The 21,597-nt window shown below is 64.7% G+C and carries 21 protein-coding genes and 1 pseudogene; 12 read left to right on the plus strand and 10 right to left on the minus strand.

The window, feature by feature from the left end; genetic code table 11:
* Nucleotides 1-225 precede the first annotated feature (225 nt).
* From M1B35_RS09995 to M1B35_RS10015, 5 genes and pseudogenes are all read right to left on the minus strand, one after another.
* Nucleotides 226-556: pseudogene (locus tag M1B35_RS09995) on the minus strand (type II toxin-antitoxin system RelE/ParE family toxin).
* Nucleotides 553-789: a type II toxin-antitoxin system ParD family antitoxin gene (locus M1B35_RS10000; RefSeq protein ID WP_159897652.1), complete on the minus strand. Its 237-nt coding sequence runs from the start codon at nt 787-789 to the stop codon at nt 553-555. The pseudogene M1B35_RS09995 and the gene M1B35_RS10000 overlap by 4 nt, the downstream one beginning before the upstream one ends.
* A 43-nt stretch (nt 790-832) precedes the next feature.
* Nucleotides 833-1,471 carry a response regulator gene (locus tag M1B35_RS10005; RefSeq protein WP_123331257.1) on the minus strand — a complete coding sequence of 213 codons (639 nt, stop codon included), beginning with the start codon at nt 1,469-1,471 and terminating at the stop codon, nt 833-835.
* Nucleotides 1,471-2,730, minus strand: coding sequence for a HAMP domain-containing sensor histidine kinase (locus tag M1B35_RS10010; protein ID WP_268261824.1), 1,260 nt, complete (start codon nt 2,728-2,730; stop codon nt 1,471-1,473). Before M1B35_RS10010 ends, M1B35_RS10005 begins: the two co-directional genes overlap by 1 nt.
* 2 nt (nt 2,731-2,732) lie before the next feature.
* Nucleotides 2,733-2,855: a hypothetical protein gene (locus M1B35_RS10015; protein ID WP_268261825.1), complete on the minus strand. Its 123-nt coding sequence runs from the start codon at nt 2,853-2,855 to the stop codon at nt 2,733-2,735.
* Nucleotides 2,856-3,013: 158 nt separating this feature from the next.
* Here M1B35_RS10015 and M1B35_RS10020 point away from each other — a divergent pair, with 158 nt between their 5' ends.
* The 6 genes from M1B35_RS10020 (at nt 3,014) to M1B35_RS10045 (ending at nt 8,138) form a co-directional block, all read left to right on the plus strand.
* Nucleotides 3,014-4,198: an ABC transporter substrate-binding protein gene (locus M1B35_RS10020; RefSeq protein ID WP_268261826.1), complete on the plus strand. Its 1,185-nt coding sequence runs from the start codon at nt 3,014-3,016 to the stop codon at nt 4,196-4,198.
* 30 nt (nt 4,199-4,228) lie between these two features.
* Entirely contained in the window at nt 4,229-5,188 is a 960-nt protein-coding gene (locus M1B35_RS10025) for a YVTN family beta-propeller repeat protein (protein WP_268261827.1), read from the plus strand.
* Nucleotides 5,185-5,928: an ABC transporter ATP-binding protein gene (locus M1B35_RS10030; RefSeq protein ID WP_268261828.1), complete on the plus strand. Its 744-nt coding sequence runs from the start codon at nt 5,185-5,187 to the stop codon at nt 5,926-5,928. The genes M1B35_RS10025 and M1B35_RS10030 overlap by 4 nt, the downstream gene beginning before the upstream one ends.
* Nucleotides 5,925-6,716 carry an ABC transporter permease gene (locus M1B35_RS10035; protein WP_268261829.1) on the plus strand — a complete coding sequence of 264 codons (792 nt, stop codon included), beginning with the start codon at nt 5,925-5,927 and terminating at the stop codon, nt 6,714-6,716. Before M1B35_RS10030 ends, M1B35_RS10035 begins: the two co-directional genes overlap by 4 nt.
* A 142-nt stretch (nt 6,717-6,858) precedes the next feature.
* Nucleotides 6,859-7,416 (plus strand): PQQ-dependent catabolism-associated CXXCW motif protein, encoded by a 558-nt coding sequence (locus tag M1B35_RS10040; protein WP_123331245.1) that lies wholly within the window; start codon nt 6,859-6,861, stop codon nt 7,414-7,416.
* A 56-nt stretch (nt 7,417-7,472) separates the two neighbouring features.
* On the plus strand, nt 7,473-8,138 hold the full coding sequence (locus M1B35_RS10045) for a response regulator transcription factor (RefSeq protein WP_123331243.1): 666 nt from the start codon (nt 7,473-7,475) through the stop codon (nt 8,136-8,138).
* Between the two features lie 170 nt (nt 8,139-8,308).
* Here the strand turns inward: M1B35_RS10045 and nahK are convergent, their stop codons facing one another.
* From nahK to M1B35_RS10065, 4 genes are all read right to left on the minus strand, one after another.
* Nucleotides 8,309-10,948 (minus strand): hybrid sensor histidine kinase/response regulator NahK/ErcS', encoded by a 2,640-nt coding sequence (gene nahK, locus M1B35_RS10050; protein ID WP_268261830.1) that lies wholly within the window; start codon nt 10,946-10,948, stop codon nt 8,309-8,311.
* On the minus strand, nt 10,878-12,041 hold the full coding sequence (gene nosP, locus M1B35_RS10055; RefSeq protein ID WP_123331239.1) for a nitric oxide-sensing protein NosP: 1,164 nt from the start codon (nt 12,039-12,041) through the stop codon (nt 10,878-10,880). The genes nahK and nosP overlap by 71 nt, the downstream gene beginning before the upstream one ends.
* Before the next feature lie 522 nt (nt 12,042-12,563).
* On the minus strand, nt 12,564-13,748 hold the full coding sequence (locus M1B35_RS10060; RefSeq protein ID WP_268261831.1) for a porin: 1,185 nt from the start codon (nt 13,746-13,748) through the stop codon (nt 12,564-12,566).
* Nucleotides 13,749-13,952: 204 nt separating this feature from the next.
* Complete coding sequence (locus tag M1B35_RS10065; RefSeq protein WP_268261832.1) at nt 13,953-14,984, minus strand: Ldh family oxidoreductase; 1,032 nt, start codon at nt 14,982-14,984, stop codon at nt 13,953-13,955.
* A gap of 133 nt (nt 14,985-15,117) precedes the next feature.
* Between M1B35_RS10065 and M1B35_RS10070 the strand changes: the two genes are divergently transcribed.
* The 6 genes from M1B35_RS10070 to M1B35_RS10095 all read left to right on the plus strand — a co-directional run bounded on the left by M1B35_RS10070 (nt 15,118) and on the right by M1B35_RS10095 (nt 20,393).
* Nucleotides 15,118-15,993, plus strand: a complete 876-nt coding sequence (locus M1B35_RS10070) for a MurR/RpiR family transcriptional regulator (protein WP_123331233.1) — start codon at nt 15,118-15,120, stop codon at nt 15,991-15,993.
* 12 nt (nt 15,994-16,005) lie between these two features.
* A complete protein-coding gene (locus M1B35_RS10075; protein ID WP_268261833.1) occupies nt 16,006-16,761 on the plus strand; it encodes a transporter substrate-binding domain-containing protein in 756 nt (251 codons plus the stop codon).
* A 107-nt stretch (nt 16,762-16,868) separates the two neighbouring features.
* Nucleotides 16,869-17,588 carry an ABC transporter permease gene (locus M1B35_RS10080; protein WP_123331229.1) on the plus strand — a complete coding sequence of 240 codons (720 nt, stop codon included), beginning with the start codon at nt 16,869-16,871 and terminating at the stop codon, nt 17,586-17,588.
* Complete coding sequence (locus tag M1B35_RS10085; RefSeq protein ID WP_268261834.1) at nt 17,585-18,295, plus strand: ABC transporter permease; 711 nt, start codon at nt 17,585-17,587, stop codon at nt 18,293-18,295. The genes M1B35_RS10080 and M1B35_RS10085 overlap by 4 nt, the downstream gene beginning before the upstream one ends.
* A gap of 50 nt (nt 18,296-18,345) precedes the next feature.
* A complete protein-coding gene (locus M1B35_RS10090) occupies nt 18,346-19,587 on the plus strand; it encodes an NAD(P)/FAD-dependent oxidoreductase (protein ID WP_268261835.1) in 1,242 nt (413 codons plus the stop codon).
* Between the two features lie 17 nt (nt 19,588-19,604).
* Nucleotides 19,605-20,393 carry an amino acid ABC transporter ATP-binding protein gene (locus M1B35_RS10095; protein ID WP_279653758.1) on the plus strand — a complete coding sequence of 263 codons (789 nt, stop codon included), beginning with the start codon at nt 19,605-19,607 and terminating at the stop codon, nt 20,391-20,393.
* 448 nt (nt 20,394-20,841) lie between these two features.
* Here the strand turns inward: M1B35_RS10095 and M1B35_RS10100 are convergent, their stop codons facing one another.
* On the minus strand, nt 20,842-21,396 hold the full coding sequence (locus tag M1B35_RS10100; RefSeq protein WP_268261836.1) for a hypothetical protein: 555 nt from the start codon (nt 21,394-21,396) through the stop codon (nt 20,842-20,844).
* Nucleotides 21,397-21,597 lie beyond the last annotated feature (201 nt).

Here is a 21,597-nt window from a genome sequence, read left to right on the forward strand (position 1 = left end):
TTTTTGCTCCTCAGGCCCCTTCCCTGCCGGCCGAAGTGAGGGAACCCCGAGCCCCAGCGAGGTGCCCATGGAGGGGCAAGCGTTTTTGCTTGCTTTTTGCTGGGCCGGCACTCCGACGTTTGAAAAAAGTGAGTCGCCGTAAGGGCGAAACCCTCAGCGGCCGTGACCGCAGCAACGGATATACCCCCTCCCCTCACCACAAAAAGCCCCCGGCATCCCCCGCCACTACCGGGAAACACCTTCAGCCAACCACTCAGGAAAGTCCCGCATACCGTGCAAAACGCGCCATACGTCGATGTGGTCATCGCGTTCAACGTAGAACACTAGGTAGGGGTAGCGCTTCAGTGGCCAGCAAAGCAGCCCCGGCAGGTCCAGCTCGTGGGCGTAGCGAGGCATACCAAAGGTCGGATGGCGGCCGATGTGGGCATAGGCCTTTTCCAGAGCATCGATAAAACCGAGCGCCGCCCGCTTGGCCTGTTCGTCAAGGTATGTAGTTGATGGCGCCTTCCACGTCCTGGCTGGCAAGGGCGCGCGGAATGACCGGCTTGGCTTTCATCCTCGCGCCTTGCGAACCCTGGCACGCAGGGATTCGAAATAGTCACCCTCCACAGCAGTGCCCGGCGCCGATTGAGCACCCGCCAACAACAGGCCACGAAGATGTTGCCGATCCTGATCCTTGCGAATCAGCTCACGCACATATTCACTGCTGGTGCTGTAGCCGCGCTGGCTGACTTGATCATCGACAAAGGACTTGAGAGCATCCGGCAGGGAGATGTTCATGGTGCTCATGGCTTTGTCCACTTTTGACAAAATTTGCCAAACTATACCCCCCTCACCCCGCCACTCGCACCACCCCCATATCAATCCCCAGGTGCACCAGCTCGGCATGGGAGCTGACCTGCAACTTGCTCTTCAACAAGGTCAAATAGTTCGACACGGTCTTGCCGCTGATGCACAGCTGTTCGGCAATCAATCGGGCGGGCGTGCCTTTGGCCAGCATCACGAAGATCTCCAGTTCCCGCTGGGTCATGCTTTGCAAGCGCGGGTCGCTGGCGTTGCGTTGCGGGGCACAGGCCAGCTGCGTTGCCAGGGGCTGTTCGATGTAGGCGTGCCCCGCGAGAATCCGCCGCACCGCCTCGATCAGTACTTCCGGCGCCGAGTTTTTGGTCAGGTAGCCCGAAGCCCCCGCGTCCAGCGCCTGGCGCACCAGGGGCAGCTCATCGTGCATGCTGAAAAACAGCACCCGCAGCTGCGGTAAACGCTGGCGCAAGCGTCGAGTGGTCTCCAGGCCGCTGATGCCCGGCAGGCCAAAATCCATGATCACCAGGTTCGGCACTTCCTCTTGCACCCGGGTCAGGGCCTCTTCACCGGTGGCCGCCTCGCGAACCTGGATCGCCGGCAGCAAGGCCCGCAACAGGCTGGCATAGCCCTGACGCACCACCGCATGGTCATCCACCAACAAAATATTCATCACGCCTCCAAAGGAATGCTCAAGGCCAGGGCCCAGCCGGCGCCGGGGCGGCTGATGATGCGCAACTCACCCCCCAGGCTGCGGGCCCGCTCAAACATCGAATACAAGCCCACCCCCGGCCGCTGGGGCTGTGGCGCGCCGCGGCCGTTGTCACGAATCAGCAGGCGCAAGCGCCCGGCATTGTGTTGCAGGCGCACCCGCACCTGGCTGGCGCCGGCGTGCCGGGCGACGTTGGTCAGGGCTTCCTGCAACAGGCGGTAGAGGTGGGTCTTGCTGGCGCCAGGCAGGGTCGGCAGGTGCTGGCCCACTTGCAACCGGCAGGCAATGCCCTGGCTGCCTTGCCACTGACTGACCAGCAACCCCAGGGCTTCGGGCAGCGGCAGGTGTTGCAGCACCACCGGGTACAGGTCGTGGACCAGGGCCCGGAAGCCTTGCTGCAGGTGTTCGCAATTGAGTTCCAGGGCCTGGACGGTCTGCGCCACCACCGTCGGCTGGTCGGCCGCGACCCGCAGCAGGCACGCCTGGGCACGGATGCCCGCCAGGTATTGGCCGAGGTCGTCGTGCAGGGTCTGGGCCAGGTGGGTACGCTCCTGTTCCTGCACCGCCAGCAGGGTCTGGGTCAGTTGGGCATTGTCGGCGCGGGTCTGTTCCAGGGTGGTGGTCATGCGGTTGAAGTGTTCGGCCAGTTGCCGCGCTTCCGGCAGGCCAGCGGCCCGCAGGCGCACCGCCAACTGGCCGCCGGACACCTGGCGCAAGGCCTGGAGCAGCTCCGCCAGCAGCCCCATGCCGCGCCCCACGGCCCAGCGGATGGTCAACAGGCTCAGCAACAGGGCCAGCCCGCACAGGCTCAGCAACTGTTGCAGGGAATCCCAGACTTCATCGATCTCGTCACCCGGGTCGACGGCGATCAGCACCCGCCGGCCGTCCTTCAGGTCGAGGACACGGGCGCTGTGCCGGCTGTCGCTGAACAGCTGGCGGCCGAGCCAGGCATCCAGGCCTTCCTCCGGAGCCAGGATCATCTGCTGCCCCGGCTGCAGCCAGTGCACCCGCACATGGCGCAGGCTTTGGGTCAGGTGCGGTTGCAGGCTGGCGGGGTCGCGCTCGGCGGTCTCGCTGAGGTACTGCACCACGGCCTCGGCCGATTGCAGTTCGCGCTCCACGTCGGCCACCGCCTGGTGCAGCAGCAAACCGGTGCAGGCCAGGGTCACCAAGGCAAAGAACGCCGTTACCCAGAGGTTGATCCGCCACAGCGCCGACATGCCTAGCGCACCGGAACCAGCGGCAGGTTCGACGGCTGCGCTGGGCGTGGCGGCTGCTGGCGGTCGACACCGATCAGGCTGAGGATCAACAGCAACGGCAAGAGCAGGGTTTTCAGAATGCGCATGGTCCGTCCTCGCTGTGGATGATGGCTGTCGAAACCCATGCTAAAACCGCACCGCCCGGGGCGGGCTACTACCTTGGTACTGGCCGGGCGCTACTTTCTGCATATTCCCCCGACCCGGCGCGGTTCCTATGCTGGCGCTACCTGCAGTGGAGTGCCCCATGCGCCAGCTCGCCCCTTACGCCCTGTTCTACCTGCTGGCGATTGCCAGCGCCGCGTTACTGGCCACCCAGAGCCAGGCCGACGAGGGCCCGTTGCAGATTCGCATCGGCTACCTGGGCTACCGCCCGGACCCGGGGCCGCTGCTGTCCAATGTCATCGCCGAGCCCGCCGACGCCGGGCTGCGGGGTGCCGAACTGGCGATCATCGACAGCAACAGCACCGGGCGTTTTCTCAAGCACGACTACCAACTGAGCAGCGCCAGCGTCGACAGCCCCGAAGCCCTGCTGCAAGCCGCCCAGGCCCAGCACGCCCAGGGCTTGCGACTGTTTGTGGTGAACGCCCCGGGCGCCAGCCTGCGCCAACTCAGCGCGGCCCTGCCCGACAGCCTGCTGTTCAATGCCGGCAGCGCCGACGACGCCCTGCGCAGCACCCAATGCCTGCCCAACGTGCTGCACAGCCTGCCCAGCCGCGCCATGCTCGCCGACGCCTTGGTGCAATTCATGGTGCTGCGCAAATGGTCGCGCGCACTGCTGATCGTCGGCCAGACGCCAGAGGACGAGGCCTACGCCGCCGCCCTGCGCCGGGCGATGAAACGCTTCGGCATGAAAATCGTCGCGGAAAAACCCTGGAGCTTCGACAACGACCAACGCCGCAGCGCCCAGGCCGACATGCCGCTGTTCACCCAGACCGCCGAGTACGACGTGGTGCTGGTGGCCGACGAGCGCGGCGACTTCGGCGAGTACGTGCCCTACCAGACCTGGTACCCACGCCCCGTGGCCGGCACCCAGGGCCTGATCGCCACCGGCTGGCACAAGACCGTGGAAACCTTCGGCGCCGCGCAATTGCAAAAACGCTTTGAAGCCCTGGCCGGACGCTGGATGAATGACCGCGACTTCGCCGCCTGGATGGCGGTGCGCAGTGTCGCCAGCGCCGTGGGCAAGCTGCGCCAGACCGAACCCCGGGCCCTGCAACAACTGCTGCTCAGCGACCAGATGCCCCTGGACGGTTTCAAGGGCCGCAAGCTCAGCTACCGGCCCTGGAATGGCGAACTGCGCCAGCCCATCCCGCTGGTGCAGCCGCGGGCGCTGGTCAGCACGTCGCCCCAGGAAGGCTTCCTGCACCCGTTCAATGAAATGGACAGCCTGGGCTACGACCAGCCCGAGGTGACCTGCCGCTACCCCTGATCCCCCCACAACAAAAACAAGGAATCCACCATGCGCCGCACCCTGCTTTCATGCGCCCTGCTGCTTGCCGCCGGGCACGCCGCGGCCAGCACCGCCTGGGTCTCCAACGAGAAGGACAACAGCCTGAGTCTGATCGACATGCAGACCCTGACCGTCACCGAGACCCTGCCCGTGGGCCAGCGCCCGCGCGGGCTGCTGCTGTCCCATGACAACAAGCTGCTGTACATCTGCGCCAGCGACTCGGACCGGGTCCAGGTGATGGACGTGGCCACCCGCAAGATCATCAAGGAACTGCCCTCCGGCAAAGACCCCGAGCAGTTCGCCCTGCACCCCAATAACCGCTGGCTCTACGTGTCCAACGAGGACGATGCGCTGGTCACGGTGATCGACACCGAGACCTCCAAGGTCCTGGGGCAGATCAACGTTGGGGTCGAGCCCGAAGGCATGGCGGTCAGCCCCGACGGCAAGTGGGCGGTGAACACCAGCGAAACCACCAACATGCTGCACTGGATCGACACCAGCACCCAGACCCTGGCCGACAGCACCCTGGTGGACCAGCGCCCGCGTTTTGTCGAGTTCAACCAGGACGGCTCGCGCCTCTGGGCCTCGGCGGAAATCGGCGGCACGGTGACCATTCTCGACGTGGCCACGCGCGGCATCCTCAAGACCCTGAACTTCAAGATCAAGGGCGTGCACCCGGACAAGGTGCAGCCGGTGGGCATCAAGCTCAGCGCCGACGGCAAGTACGCCTTTGTCGCCCTGGGCCCGGCCAACCACATCGCGGTGATCGACGCCCAGACCTTCGAAATCCTCGACTACCTGCTGGTGGGGCGGCGGGTCTGGCAACTGGCGTTCACCCCGGACCAGAGCCAGTTGCTGGCCACCAACGGGGTCAGCGGGGATGTCTCGGTGATCGACGTGAAGAGCCTCAAGGTCTTGAAGTCGATCAAGGTCGGGCGCTACCCCTGGGGCGTGGTGGTAACCCCATGAACGCCCTGGAGGTCAACGAGGTGAGCTTCGCCTACGGTCAGCGTGAAGCCCTGAAGCAGGTGAGTTTCAGCCTGGCGCCCGGGCGTTTTGCGGCGTTGCTGGGCCCCAACGGCGCCGGCAAGTCGACCCTGATCGCCCTGCTGACCCGGCTCTACAACCTGCAACACGGGCAGATCCTGGTGGGCGGCCGCTCCCTGAGCCAAGCGCCCGGCGCGGCCCTGCGCCAGCTCGGCGTGGTGTTCCAGCAAAGCACCCTGGACCTGGACCTGAGCATCGAGCAAAACCTGCACTACCACGCGGCGCTGCACGGCCTGTCACGGCGCGAGAGCCAGGCCCGGGTCGAGACCGAGCTGGCGCGCCAGGGCTTGACCGAGCGCCGCCGCGAGCGGGTACGCGCCCTCAACGGTGGCCATCGGCGGCGGGTGGAAATCGCCCGGGCCCTGCTGCATGAGCCGCGCCTGTTGCTGCTGGACGAAGCCAGCGTCGGCCTCGACCCGGCCAGCCGCCTGGCGCTCAACCAGCACCTGCGCAGCCTGTGCCGCGAGCAGGGCATCAGCGTGCTGTGGACCACGCACCTGCTGGATGAAGTGCAGCCGAGCGACGACCTGTTGATCCTCCACCAAGGGCGCCTGGTGGCCAGCGCGGAAGCGGCCGCCCTGAGCCTGGAACACGGCGGCGACCTGGACTCAGTCTTTGCCCGCCTGACCCGCCCAACCCCTTCTGGAGTCGCCCACCCATGAGCGCCTACTGGCATTGTTTCAGCGGCATCGTGCTGCGCGAATGGCTGCGCTTCGTGTTGCAGCGCACGCGCTTTCTCAGCGCCCTGGTGCGCCCACTGCTGTGGTTGCTGGTGTTCGCCGCCGGGTTTCGCGCGGCCCTGGGCATCGCCATCATCGAGCCCTACGACACCTACATCCCCTACGAGGTCTACATCATCCCCGGGCTGGCCTGCATGATCCTGCTGTTCAACGGCATGCAGGGCTCGCTGTCGATGGTCTATGACCGGGAAATGGGCAGCATGCGCGTGCTGCTCACCAGCCCCCTGCCCCGGGCCTTCCTGCTGGCCAGCAAGCTGTTAGCCACCTCGCTGATCTCGCTGTTGCAGGTGTATGCCTTCCTCGCCATTGCCTGGCTGTACGGCGTGCAACCGCCAGCCATGGGCCTGCTGGTGGCGTTGCCAGCGTTGTTGCTGGTGGCGCTGATGCTCAGTGCCCTGGGCCTGTTGTTGTCCAACGCCATTCGCCAGTTGGAGAACTTCGCCGGGGTGATGAATTTCGTGATCTTCCCGCTGTTCTTCCTGTCCTCGGCGCTGTACCCGCTGTGGAAGATGCTCGAAGCCAGCCAGTGGCTGTACTGGCTGTGCGCCCTCAACCCCTTTACCCACGCCGTGGAACTGGTGCGCTTTGCCCTGTACGAACGCTTCAACCCCTTGGCCCTGGCCGTGTGCCTGGGGCTGACCGTGCTGTTCTCGGTGCTCGCCGTGCTGACCTTCAACCCCCAGCACGCCGCCCTGCGCAAAAGCACCTGAGCCCGCGGCCCTCCAGCCCAGACCACCCGCGCCAGCCAGCCGGTGCCTACGACTTTGGTACTGCTTTTGCTGTCGATGGTCGCATTCACAAATGCCCCGTCCTGGCATGTAATGGGCCTATAACAAGAAGGATAAAAACCCTATGCCTCGCGCCTTGCGTTGCCTGCTGCGCCCTGCCCTCGCGGCCCTGTCCCTGAGCGTGCTGATGGGCCAGGCCCATGCCGAAACGCCGCTGTTTTCCAGCGACGGCTACCGCACCAGCCTCTATCGCAGCCCCACGCCGACCCAGGTGGACGGCGCGCGGATCATCGACACCCCAACCCTGCAACAGCTGCTGGAACAGAGTCCGCGCCCAGTGCTGATCGACGTCTATCGCCGACAATGGCTGCAAGACCGTTTCATCGAAGACGAACCCCACGCCAACCTCCCCGGCAGCCACTGGCTGGCCAATACCGGTGACGGCGAGTTGAGCGCTGCCTGGCAGGCTTATTTTGCCGACCACCTGCAACGTTTCAGCGCCGGCAACCGGGCCCAACCGTTGGTCTTTTATTGCCGCTCCGATTGCTGGTTGAGCTGGAACGCGGTAAAACGCGCCGCAGCCCTGGGCTATAACAACCTGTACTGGTATCGCGATGGCCTGGATGCCTGGCAAGCCGCGAACCTGCCGGTGCAGCCGGCCCAACCCGAACCCTTTCCCTGACCCCGGGAGCGGCTTGCCGTAACCCCGCCCCACTCACAATAACGAGGTGAAAGGCCATGTATAAAATTCTGATTGCCGACGATCACCCACTGTTTCGCGAAGCCATCCACAACGTCATCAGCGACGGCTTTGCCGGCAGCGAGGTCATGGAAACCGCCGACCTGGACAGCGCCCTGGCGCTGACCCAGGAGCACGACGACCTGGACCTGATCCTGCTGGACCTGAACATGCCTGGCATGCACGGCCTCAACGGCCTGATCACCCTGCGCAACGAAGCGCCGACCATTCCGGTGGTGATCGTCTCGGCCGAGCAGGACAAGCAGATCGTGCTACAGGCCATCACCTACGGCGCTGTGGGTTTTATCACCAAGTCTTCGCCGCGCTCGCAGATGACCGAGGCCATCGAGCAGATTCTCAATGGCAACGTCTACCTGCCGCCAGACATCATCCGCACCCAGAAAAACCTCACCGGCCGCCGCAACCACGAAGCCCCGAGCTTCCCGCCGGAACTGCTCCAGGCCCTGACCCGCAAGCAGTTGCTGGTGCTGGAACGGATGACCAAAGGCGAGTCGAACAAGCAGATCGCCTACACCCTGGACATCGCCGAAACCACGGTTAAGGCCCACGTCTCGGCGATCCTGCGCAAGCTCAATGTGCACAACCGAGTGCAAGCCATCCTCAGCGCCGGCGACATCGACTTCGGCGCCTACCTACGGCGCTGATCCACACGCCAATCCCCTCGGTTCCATCGCTGGCAAGCCAGCGCCCACACGGCTCTGCCATGGCAACAGCGGGACGCGGAGCGTCCCAAGAGGCATTCCCACGGGGACCGTGGGAACGAGGGGCGTCAGGCGCAGTGATCGTTCCCGCTGCCAGTGACGCTCTGCGTCACTCAAGGACCAGGGCGGGCCAGCAGGTGGCTCATGGCGGTCTTGAGTTTCATCGGGCGCACGGGTTTGTGCATCAGGGTGTGGCCCAGCAAGCGAATCTGCTGCTTGAGTTCGTTGCTGTAGTTGGCGGTGATCATCAAGGCCGGGATTGCCGCGCCGCGCCGGCCATTGATCCGCGCCACCGCGTCGACGCCATTGATGTCGTGATCCAGGTGATAGTCGGCAATCAACAGGTCAGCCTCGGCGTGGTAGTTGTCCACCTGGCGTGCCAGGTCGTCCTCGGACAACGCCGTGACCACCCGGCAACCCCAACCCTCTAGCAGGGTGCGCATGCCGGCGCAGATTGCCGCATCGTTATCCAGCACCCAGACCCGCGCCCCGCGCAGGCGCTCCAGCATCGGTTCACTCATGCTCAGGCTCGGCAGCGCCTTGGGCGCGGTGGCACTCAGGGGCACTTCCACGGCAAACATCGAACCCCGGCCCGGCCAGGAACGCACGCGAATCCGGTGCCCGAGAATCCGTGCGATTTTCTCCACAATCGCCAGCCCCAGGCCCAGGCCGCGATCCTGATCGGGGCGCTGCACGTCGCCACGCTTGAACTCCTGGAAGATCTCTTCCAGGCGGTTTTCCGCGATGCCCACGCCGCTGTCCCAGACCTCGATCGACAGCCGTTGACGATGGCGCCGACAGCCCAGCACCACGCGCCCGCCCGGGGTGTAGCGAATGGCGTTGCTCAGCAGGTTGCGCAGAATCCGCGCCAGCAACTGGATGTCGCTGCGCACCAGCGCCGAGCAGGCGACAAAGTGCAGTTCCAGCCCTTCGCTGCGGGCCACCTGGGCATATTCCGCCGCCAGGTTGTCCAGCAGTTCGCTCAGGGCAAACGGCGCGATATCGGCCTTGATCACCCCGGCATCCAGCTTGGAAATATCCACCAGGGTGCCCAGCAGGTTTTCCACATCTTCCAGGGAATTGCTGACATTGCGTACCAGCACCTGGCAGGCCTGGGGTTCGCGGCGTTCCAGCAGCGCACTGGTGAACAGCCGCGCCGCATTCAAGGGTTGCAGCAAGTCGTGGCTGACCGCTGCGAGGAACTTGGTTTTCGACAGGTTGGCCTGCTCGGCCTCCAGTTTGGCTTCCCGCAGCCGTGACTCGACCCGGCTGCGCTCATCGATTTCCAGGCGCAGTTGTCCGTTGAGGGTGGTCAGTTCGGCGGTGCGTTCGCGGACCCGCAGCTCCAGGTTCTGGTAGGCCTGATGCAGGGCCTCGGCGGTGCGCCGCCGCTCGGTGATGTCGCGAATCAACACAAAAATCCCCACCACTTCGCCACTGGCCAGGCGGTTGGGCACGTAAGAGCGCAGCATGTAGCGCTCCTGATTGTTGATGTTGGTTTCCGGGAACTCGAAGGTCACGCTCTCCCCCGCCAGGGCCCGAGCCACATAGGCTTCCAGGCGCTGGTAGTGCTGCTCGCTGTGCACCTCGCGCAGGCTCTGGCCGAGCATCACCCCACGGGGCCAGCAGTACCATTCCTCGTAGACCTTGTTGGTGAACTCGTAGACCAGGTCGGCATTCAAGTAAGCGATCAGCGCCGGCACATGGTCGGTGATCAGGCGGATCCAGCGCTCACTTTCGCTCAGGGCCTCGGCGTGCTGATAGCGCTCGGTGATGTCGGTGAAGGTGTTGACGAATCCGCCGGTGGGCAGCGGATGGGTGCGGATTTCCAGGACCCGGCCATCGTACAGGCGCTGCTCGCACTCGTGGATGATGCGCCCGTTGGCATCGCGGCTGGCCGGGGTCAGCAGGCTCAGCTCGCTGTCGCCGATGACCTCGGCGAAGGGTCGATGGGCCGCCACCGGGGCCAGGCCGCTGAGTTCCAGGAAGCGCCGGTTCCACAGCTCGAGGATGCCGTCGGCGTTGACCATGGCCACGCCCTGGGACAGGTTGTCCACGGCCCGTTGCAACAGGTGGGATTTCTGCGCCACCGCCTGCTCGCGGCGCATGGTTTCGCTGATCTTGACCTCGGTGATGTCGGTGAACAGGATCACCCGCCCGCCTTCCCGGGTCGGCCGTTCGCTGACCTGCAGCCAGCGGCCGTTCTGCAGGCGATACAGCAGGTGCTCGTCGGCGTGGCCCCGGGGTTCTTCACTGAACAGCCCGGTGCTGGTCATCATGCGCTTGACCTCGGCCAGGCGCATGCCGGCGATGATGCGCACCCGGCTGTTGGCCCAAAACGCCTTGAAGCGGCTGTTGAACAGAACAATGCGCTGGTCTTCGTCGAACAGCACAAAGGCGTCGGAAATGCTCTCGATGGCATCGATCAGGTGCTGGTGAGCGGTCTCGGCCCGCAGCCGCGCCTCACTGAGCAGATGGTTGCCAGCCTTGAGCTCAGCCATGGCCTGGTTCAGGGCGTCGGTGCGTTCGCGCACCTGCTCGGCCAGCACCACCGAATGTTGGAACGCCGCGTACGGGTCATTGCCCCGGGTGGCCCCGGACTCGACCCGCTCGATCAGCGCGGCGTTGATCCGCCGCAACTTGTGGTTGTCGCGCTCAAGGCCGGCGATCTGCGCTTGCAGCTCAGCGACTGACCGGGGCTCGGCTACGGGCAATGGCGACCCCGGTAAAGGTCTGGTTGATGTGCATGCCATTGAACTGTTCTCCGTAGGTGTTGAAGCCCATCACCCGTTGTTCCCGCAGGAAGGCGCCGATCTGCTCCAGGCTGCCACGATCCTCCAGCTCCAGGCGGCGCAGGAAGCAGTCGCAGCCAATGGTCAGCAGCAGCCCGCCAAGGCGCTGTTGCAGGCCGTCGAACAACTGTTCGAGGTTGGGCAGCAAGGGCCCGGGGGTCATGGCGGTAAGGACGATGCCGTTTTCCACGGCGCAGTAAAAACTCAGGCTCAGGTCCGGGTGCACCTGCTGGATGGCGCGCACGTAGTAGTGCTCGTTGATCCGCACCGCCAGCGGGTTGGCGGCAAACACCCGGTGATCGAGCTCGGCCAGGGGCACGCCGATCAACCGTGCGTACTCTTCGGCGGCCGGCTCGGCGTTGAGCTCATAGACCCGCCGCGAGGCGCTGTCGGCACCGGTGACCACCAGCTTTTCTTCCCGGGGCAGGATGTGGTGGGTGGTGAACACCTCGAAATCCAGCCAGGTGTTGACCAGCACCACCACCGCCGCGCCGCTGTGGAACTCGCCGCCGAAATAGACGTGGGTGTGGGTCAGGTAATTGTCGTCGCCGGCCGAACCGCCGAAATGCGGAATGTCGCCCAAGGCTGCGCTGAGGGCGGTCAGCACCATCTCTTCGCGGCTCGACAGGCCGTCGAGCAGGGTCAGGGCGAAGCTGTTGCCCTTGATCGGCGCCAGGGTGTTGCTGCGACAGTCGCTCACCAGGCGCTCGACCATCTGCTGGGCGTCGATCAAGCTGAAATGTTCCATCTGGTCGATGAGTTCGGTGGCGATGGAGAAGTGCCGGTGATCAAAACCAATGGCGGTGACGCAATTGCGCCCGTAGCCCAAGGGGGTGATTTCCCCGGCGCTGGTGCAACCCACTAGGCGAATGCCGCCGAAGCTTTGCTGCAGGGCTGCGCCCAAGGCTTGCAGGTCATATTCGGCGGAACAGAAAAACAGCACGAAGCCCAGGTGCGGGTGCAGCAGCTGGCGCGCCAGTTCCTGGGCCACCTGTTGTGGGTCGACGGCCTGGGACATGGCACTGACCACGCCCTCGCTCTGGGCTTGCTGCATCGTCGCCTCCGGCGCGGGTTGGGTAAGGGATGAGTGTACGAAGGCCGCCCCGGGGGACGAATGCTACTTGGGTAGCGGGTAGGCAGTCCCATGGACGTAGGTGTTGCCCCGTTGGTGCAGACATCTGTAGGAGCTGGCTTGCCAGCGATAGGGCCCGCAAGATCGCCATCGCCGGCAAGCCGGCTCCTACAAGGTGAGTCCATAGACGCCGTCGGCCCGGGCGCGATGCGCGTGCCGGGGCCTACCTGCCTTGTTGGTGCCGACATCTTTGTAGGAGCTGGCTTGCCAGCGATGGGGCCCGCAAGATCGCCATCGCCGGCAAGCCGGCTCCTACAAGGTGAGTCCACAGACGCCGCCAGCCCGGGCCTACCTGCCTTGTTGGTGCCGACATCTTTGTAGGAGCTGGCTTGCCAGCGATGGGGCCCGTGAGATCGCTATCGCCGGCAAGCCGGCTCCTACACGGTGGGTGCACAGACGCCGCCGGCCCGGGCGGGATGCGCGTGCCGGGGCCGGCGGCGGGGGTTACCAGGTGAGCACGGCACCTACGGCAAAGGTGTCGGTGTTTTCGTTCTGGGCGCTGGTCTCATGCCCATCAATCTCGAACTGGTTGTACTCGGCCACCAGCTTGAGGTTGTCGTTGATGTCGTGAAACAGGGCAATGCCGCGGGTTTCATAGTCGGCGCCGCTGCCGACCACGCCGTTGCCGTCGTCCTTGGTCTTGCCATAGGACAGGGCCAGGCGGTTCTTGCCGAGTTTGTACGAGCCCTGCAGCAGATAGCCCTTGCTGTCGACGTTACGCAGGGTCGCCTCGCCGGCGTTGTTGGTGAAGAACGGGTTGATGCCCTTAGCCTGGAACCCGGAACCGGTCAGGGACAAGCCACCCATCTTGGCCTGCACCCCGTAGCCCAGGCCCTTGGAGGTCACCGAGGCCACGGTGGAATCGGTGTTGTCGGAGGTCTGGTAGCTGCCGTTGAGCCAGCTGTAGATTTTCGCCCCGCCCAGGTCGAACTGGTAGGTCACCTCGCTCTCGGTGCGCGGGTTCTTCTGGTAGGCCTTGCCCAGGGCGCTGCTGTCGTTGGTGTCCACCGGGTCCATGATCCCCACCGCCACCCGCAGGCCATCCATCACCGGGGTGCGGTAGGTGATCTGCGAGGTGGGGAACGGGTACGGGTAGCCGCTGCCGATATTGCCGAACGATACCCCGCCGCCGTCCACCAACCCCAGGGTGTCGCTGACCTGGCCGTAACCGGCGAGCAACTCGTCAAGCAGGATGTTGGAACGGGCAAACAGACCGAAGTCCTTACCGATTAACACCTCACCCCACTCCGGGTTGGCCACGGTGCCATAGAACTGGCGCACATCGATGGCGGTGTCGGTGCCGTTGGTTTCGCTGTCGTTGATGGTCACCCAGAACGACGCCCGGGCGCCGAGCTTGAGGTCGTCCACCTGCTTGCTCATGTTGAAGCCCAGGTAGTTGGGCAGAAAGCCCATCTTTACCCGCGCCTGGCGCCGGTCGAATTGGTCGCCGGCACGGTCGACGTCGCTGTTGACGTAAAAGGCGTTGATGTAGCCGTCGGTGGAAAAGGTCGTCTGGTCTTTGTCGTAGAGCATGATTTCCGCCTCGGCGACGGTGCTCAGGCCAAAGGCAGACAGGCCGGCGATCAAGGCCGGAAACAGACGGTGCTGGCAGTTCTTATTGTTGTGCATGGCGCGCTCCGCAAACGGGGGACGAGATGTCGGAGGCGATTATCAAAAGGACCTGGGGCCCAGCCCATGCTGCCTTGGCGCTAAACGGCGGCTGCTTTGGAGTGGCGGGCAAGGCCCGGCAAACTCGACGTAAGACCGGGCCCCTACCGGGAGCAAAACTTAAGGCCTACAGACCCCGGCCCGAGAGGATGAACGACTTGCGGCTCAACCCGCCAACTGGCGCAGTTTGGCCAGCTCGGCGGCGGCCAGGGGGATGCCCTGGACCAGGGATTGGGCCCGACTGCGGTAGCGCCGGTCCCCCGGCAAACGCTCCAGCCCCACCGCCTGCATCTGCCGCACCAGCTCGTCACTGCGGCTGGCAAAGCGCCCGCCCCCAGACTTGCTCGGGTCAATGACGATCAGCAACTGGCCGGTCCAGGGGGTTTGTGCGCCGGGGTGTTGGGACCAGTCGAACTCAAAGGAGAAATTGCCGCCGGTCAGCGCCGCCGCCAGCAGCTCGACCATCATCGACAGCGCCGAGCCCTTGTGCCCGCCAAACGGCAGCAAGGCGCCGCCATCGAGAATCGCCTTAGGGTCGCAGGTCGGCTGGCCCTGGCTGTCCACCCCCATGCCCGGTGGCAATTGCTGGCCCTGGCGCGCGGCGATTTGCACATCGCCATGGGCGATGGCACTGGTGGCCAGGTCAAACACAATCGGTTCGGCGCCGGCCCGCGGCGCGGCAAAGGCAATCGGGTTGGTGCCGAACAGCGGCCGCTGGGCGCCGTGGGGCACCACGCAGGTCATGCTATTGACCACGCTCAGGGCCACCAGGCCGGCTTCGGCAAAGGGCTCGACGTCTGGCCAGAGCGCCGCGAAGTGGTGGGAATTGCGAATCGCCAACACCGCGATCCCGGCACTGCGCGCCTTCTCGATCAGGGCCTCGCGGGCCGCCGCCAGGGCCGGCTGGGCAAAGCCGTTGGCCGCATCCACAGCAATAAAACCACTGGCAACATCCTCCACCACCGGCAGCGCCTGGCCATCGACCCAGCCGCTGGCCAGGGACGCCAGGTAACCCGGAATACGAAACACCCCATGGCTGTGGGAGCCGTCCCGCTGGGCCCGGGCGCAGTTGTCGGCCAGCACCTGGGCGACCTCAACGCGGGTGCCGTGACGCAGAAAAATGCGCTGCAGCAACTGGGTCAATTCGGACAGCTCAAGGTGCTCGATTTCGGCGTGCACGGGGGTGGCTTCGGACATCGCGGGCTCCAGTGGAGTGATTATTGGACGTGGCCTGACTATCGCGTCACGCCAGTTATCTGTCAAATATTGACTTAATGACAGAAAACATTCACTTTCGCTCTCCAGTGGCACCCCAGCAGAGGACCGAGCCTTGAGCCAGCCCATCAAACAACGCCTTGAAAGCAGCTTGCCCAACGCCACCGCTTCGGGCCGGGCGATTGCCAGCTACATGCTGGCCAACCTCTACGAGCTGCCCTTCCAGACCGCCGCCGACATTGCCGACAAGCTCGGCGTCAGCGAATCCAGCGTCGGGCGCTTCTGCCGTGCCATCGGCTACAGCCATTTCAAAGACCTTAAAAACGACCTGAAAAACGACCTCGGCGAAGGCCCATGGCTGGTCGGCGATCGCTTGCAGGAATTCCGTCAGCAGCCGAACCAGGCGCCCCAGGGCTTGCCGCGCAGCTTCGAGCTGGAAGTCGGCGCCCTGATGAAAGTCTATGAATACAGCCTGACCCCGGCCTGGCTCACCGTGGCCCAGCGCCTGGCGACCCGGCGCAAGGTGTTTGTCGCCGGGTTCCAGACCGAGCGCGGTATCGCCGCGTCCATGGTCCACCTGCTGCAATACCTGCGTGATGACGTGCACCTGGTGGACGGTGCCGCCGGGCACTACGCCGAGGTGCTGCTGAGCCAGCCGGAAGATTGCGCCCTGGTGGTGTTCGAGGCACGGCGCTATTCGCGCCACGCCCTCAACCTCTGCCACAAGGCCCGCGAGGCTGGCATTGCGGTGACCCTGGTCACCGACACCTTCTGTGATTGGGCCGAGCAGAACGCCGATGAAGTGTTCCGCGTGCCCACCGAGTTCAACCTGTTCTGGGAGTCCACCGCAGCCATGCTGTCGCTGGTGCACCTGCTGGTGAACGAGGTGTGCAAGCAACTGGGCCCGGACGTCGAGCGCCGCCTGGAAGCCACCGCCGCCCTGCATAACGAGTTCGTGGGTTACACATCCTCCGCCAGACCAAAACAATAATCGAGGTGCCAAATGAAGAATGTCGTTCGCTTTGCCAGTGCATGTGCCATGGTCCTCGCCGGTGCTACCGGCGCCCAGGCTGAAGTGCTGAAAATCGCCACCGAAGGCGCCTACCCGCCCTTCAACTACGTGGACTCGGACAACAAGCTGCACGGCTTTGACGTCGACATCACCAACGCCCTGTGCGAACGCATGAAGGTCCAATGCACCGTCGTCGCCCAGGATTGGGAAGGCATCATCCCGGCCCTGCTGGCGAAGAAATACGACGCCGTGGTGGCCTCGATGATCGCCACCGACGAGCGCAAGAAGAAAATCGCCTTCACCAACCACTACTACCGCACCCCGCTGTCGGTCGCCGTGGCCAAGGACTCGGACATCACCGATGCCCAGACCGACTTCAAGGGCCGCACCGTCGGCGCCCAGTCGTCCTCGACCCAGGCCATCTACGCCGAAGACCATTACGGCCCGGCCGGTGCCGACGTGAAGTTCTACCCGACCCTGGACGAAGCCAACAGCGACCTGGCCGCCGGCCGTGTCGACGGCGTGATCGCCGACAAGTTTCCGCTGCTGGCCTGGGCCGAAACCGCCGGCAAGGACTGCTGCAAGATCATCGGTGACGTCAATGGCACCACCGCCGACGCCTCGATTGCCGTGCGCAAGGAAGACAACGCCCTGCGCGAGCGCCTGAACAAGGCCCTGGACGAGATCGTGGCCGACGGCACCTACAAGAAGATCTCCAGCCGCTACTTCGCCTTCGATATCTACTGACCGCCCCGGGCTGCTTGGCGGCCCGCCTCTTTCGAGTACCCCTGCCCTGCACTCACCCTTGAGTGCGGCGCCGGCGTGCAGGCTCAATTTGTCCTGAGGGTTCGAGCATGTTCGAACATCTGTCACTGTTATCGTTCGCCAGCGGCGGCTGGGGTTCGGCCTTGCTGGCCGGGGCCCTGGTCACCATCGCCCTGGCCCTGAGCTGCGTGCCCATCGGCCTGCCCCTGGGGCTCGCCGTAGCCCTGGCCGCCCGCTCGAAAAATCGCTGGGTGCGGGCCTGGGCCACCACCTTCTCCACCGTATTTCGCGGCCTGCCGGAGCTGTTGACGCTGCTGATCATCTACTACGGCTGCCAGATTGCGGCACAGAAGATCCTCGGCGCCATGGGCTACCCCGGCGAAGTGGCGATCAACACCTTTGTCGCCGCGATGATCGCCTTCAGCCTGGTGTTCGCCGCGTTCTCCAGCGAGATCTGGCTGGGCGCCTTCAAAACCATTTCCAAGGGCCAGTACGAAGCCGCCTCGGCCCTGAGCCTGTCGCGCCGTACCACCTTCACCAAGGTGGTGCTGCCGCAGTTGACCCGCATCGCCCTGCCGGGCCTGTCGAACAACTGGCTGTCACTGCTCAAGGACACCTCGCTGGTCTCGACCATCTCCCTGGTGGACCTGATGCGCCAGACCAACCTGGCCGTCAGCGTGACCAAGGAGCCGATGCTGTTCTACGCCGTGGCCTGCTTCGGCTATCTGTTTTTCTCGGCGTTGTCCGGGCAACTGTTCCGCTTCCTTGAGCAGTACTTCAACCGTCATCAACGGAGCGTGCGCCCATGAGCCTGGATGAATTGCTCAACCTGTTCCTCAGCCCCGAGTTGCTGGACCGCTACGGCGCGCGCTTTATCGACGGCCTGCTGGTCACCGGCAAACTGGTGGCGATCTCCTTCAGCCTGGGCGCCGTGCTCGGCCTGCTGATCGCCCTCGCCCGCCTGTCCAACAACCGTCTGCTGCGCCACTTCAGCGGCGCCTATGTGTACTTCTTCCGGGGCTCGCCGCTGCTGGCCCAGCTGTTCATGCTGTATTACGGCCTGGGCTCGTTCAAAGGCTTCTGGCAGGACGTGGGGCTGTGGTGGTTCTTCCGCGATGCCTGGCTGTGCACGCTGCTGGCGTTCACCCTGAACACCGCCGCCTACCAGGCCGAGATCCTGCGGGGCAGCCTGCTGGCGGTGGCCCAGGGGCAGCGCGAAGCGTGCAAGGCCTTGAGCCTGTCGCGCTGGACCAGCTTTCGCAAAGTGGTCCTGCCGCAGTCGTTGCTGGTGGCCATCGGGCCCCTGGGCAACGAGCTGATCCTGATGATCAAGGCCAGCGCCATCGCCTCCCTGGTGACCATCTACGACCTGATGGGCGTGACCAAACTGGCCTTCTCCCGCAGCTTCGACTTCCAGATCTACCTCTGGGCCGCGGTGCTGTACCTGGTGATCGTTGAAGTAGTGCGGCGCAGCCTGAAACTTCTCGAAGGCCGCCTCAGCCGCCACCTCAACTGACCGAACTCCAGCGGGACGCCCTGGCGGCCCGCGTACCAAGGATTGACCCCATGCATTGCCAAACCATCGTTCTGGGCGCCGGGATCGTCGGCGTCAGCACCGCCCTGCACCTGCAAGCGCGCGGCCAGCAGGTGATCCTGCTCGACCGCCAGCCACCGGGCAACGGCACCAGCCACGGCAACGCCGGGCTGATCGAGCGCGCCAGCGTGATCCCCTACGCCTTCCCCCGGGACGTGTCGAAGCTGCTGCGCTATGGCCTCAATCAGCAATCGGACGTGCGCTACAGCCTCAGCCACCTGCCCAAGGCCGGCCCCTGGCTGCTGCAATACTGGCGCCATTCCGCGCCCAAAGGCCTGGCCCGCGCCACCCGCGCCATGCTGCCGCTGATCGAGCGCTGCGTCAGCGAACATATGCAACTGGCCGAACCCGCCGGGATGCAGGGCCTGATCCAGGGTGAAGGCTGGATCGAAGCCTTCAACGACCCGGCCGCCTTCGCCAAGGCCCAGGCCGACGCGCTGGCCCTGGCGGAATACGGCCTGAACTACCGGGTGCTCGACCGCCAGCAGATCCACCAACTGGAAAGCGGGCTGCACCCCGACGTGGTGGGCGGCCTGCACTGGCTCGACCCCAAGACCGTCACCGACCCGGGCGGCCTGACCCGCGGCTACGCCGAACTGTTCAAGCAGCGCGGTGGCCGCTTCGTGATCGGCGATGCCCTGAGCCTGCGCCAGGTCGACGGCCAGTGGCAGGTGCAGAGCGAGGCCGGGGTGATCAGCGCCGAACAGGCGGTGGTCGCCCTGGGCCCTGAAGCACGGGGGATTTTCGAACCCCTGGGCTACCAGATTCCCTTGGCGATCAAGCGCGGTTACCACATGCACTACGCGGCGCTGCCGGGCACCCGTTTGCAGCACCCGCTGCTGGACCCGGTGGGCGGCTACGTGCTGGCGCCGATGGTCGGCGGCATTCGCCTGACCACCGGCATTGAATTCGCCGACCGCGACGACCCGATCAATGAAATCCAACTGCGCCGCTGCGAAGCCCTGGCCCGCCGCTTCTACCCCCTGGGCGAACGGGTCGACGCCGAACCCTGGCTCGGCCGTCGCCCGTGCCTGCCCGACATGTGCCCGGTGATCGGCCCGGCCGCGCGCCATAAAGGCCTGTGGTTCAACTTCGGCCACGCCCACCACGGCCTGACCCTGGGCCCGGTCAGCGGCCGCCTGCTGGCGGAAATGCTCACCGGCGCCGCGCCGTTCACCGACCCGGCGCCCTACAGCGCCGACCGCTTCCACTGATCGCCGGAGACCCGACCATGCTGACCCAGACTGCCCCGTTGACCACCGCGCCGATCATCGCCACCGACACCCGCAAAGTGGTGGTGGAGATCAGCGGCCTGAACAAATTCTATGGCGCGTTCCACGTGCTGCACGACATCGACCTCAAAGTGCGCGAGGGCGAACGCATCGTCCTCTGCGGCCCTTCCGGCTCGGGCAAATCCACACTGATCCGCTGCATCAACCGCCTGGAAATCGCCGAGAAAGGCCGGATCCTCATCGACAACACCGACCTCTCCCAAACCACCCGCGAAGCGGCCCGCGTGCGCAGCGAAGTGGGCATGGTGTTCCAGCACTTCAACCTGTTCCCGCACATGAGCGTGCTCGACAACTGCACCCTGGCGCCGATCACCGTCCGCGGCCTGTCGCGCAAAAAAGCCGAGGAACTGGCCCGGGGGTTTCTGGTCAAGGTGGGGATCGAGAACCAGGCCGACAAATACCCGAGCCAACTGTCCGGCGGACAGCAGCAGCGCGTGGCGATTGCCCGGGCGTTGTGCATGGAGCCCAAGATCATGTTGTTCGATGAGCCGACCTCGGCGCTGGACCCTGAGATGGTCAGTGAGGTGCTTGATGTGATGGTGAAGCTGGCGGGGAGTGGCATGACCATGCTGTGTGTGACCCATGAGATGGGGTTTGCGCGGCAGGTGGCAGAGCGGGTGTTGTTTTTGGATGGGGGGCGGATTGTGGAAGATGCGCCGCCGGAGGCGTTTTTTGGGGCGCCGAAGAGTGAGCGGGCTAAGGCATTTCTTGCGCAGATTGTGCATTGAGGTTGGGGGCAGATCCGTTGCTGCGGGTGTGACGGATATGGGTTCCGCTCTTACAGCGGGTCACTTTGGAAAAGCCGGAATGCCGGCCCAACCCAAAGTAACCAAAGGCTCTTGCCCCTCCACTTGGTGCCTCGCCTAGGCTCGGCATGCCCTCACTCCGGCATTGATCCGTAGGCCGCCGCCACAGGCCATCCATGGCCTGATGGCGGCTAACCCGGCATCCCTGCCGGGTTACCCACGGCTCAATGCCTGCGTTCGGCCATCGTGGTTAACGGGGCGCTACAGATCAAAATTTAGAGCAAGACGGCGGCCTACCGGCCGGCCTGTTTTATCGCCGTTCGCGGTCCCTGTAGGAGCTGCCGAAGGCTGCGAACGCCCGCGAAGCGGGCGCAGCGTTCTCAAGGGTGGCGTTTATTTATCGGATTCAATCCACAACCGGCACAAAGATTTATCCGAGAAAAACGCCAGTCGCGCCGGAATCGGCCAACGCAAAAAGAAGGTTCTCCACCGCCTCCCCCGGAGACGACCCCAAATCAATCTTCACCCTGTCCCCCTCCTCCGCCGCCTCCGGGTCCGACACAAAGTGCACCACACCTTGCAGCCCTTCTTCGGTAGGCGGGTTCTCATCCTCCCCATCGAACCACTCAAAGAACCAGGCCCGAATCACCTGTGAGGCCACCTCCCCACTCAAGCCCCGCACCTCCAACGGCAACCAGTCCCAACCAAACGGAGAAATGACCACCGCCGTCTGCCCAAGCTCAAAACGTACAGGCTCAAAGGCCAGCTCGGTTTCAGAATCGACCTGAACCAGCTGCCCAGCCGAAACGCCCTCCGCTGCAATGACATCCACCCGACAGGGCGTGTCCATTGCGCCTTCAGTGGCCAATGAGCCATCGCTGTTTCTATAAGCCGGCTCAATGTGTGACGCGCCCTGCGCAGCGACACGTGAAAGCGTTTCAACATAGGGTTTACGAATAGCGGCAAACAACTCGGAGACGGTCATAAAACGGGTTGCTTCCTTAGCGTGGGCCGTTGATGGGGCGGCCATTGACCGGAGGATGGTGGGTGACTGAAAGGTCGGCGCAATAGTGCAATGGACGGCATGGGGGCGTCCATGAAAAGCCGGTTGGGGTTTTCTGGTGTAGGAAATATTGGGAGTCTCGCGGGATGCGATTGTGCGCGAACTTTGAGAAACGTTGACCAG

The organism is Pseudomonas morbosilactucae, assembly GCF_023241665.1.
GTDB lineage: Bacteria > Pseudomonadota > Gammaproteobacteria > Pseudomonadales > Pseudomonadaceae > Aquipseudomonas > Aquipseudomonas morbosilactucae.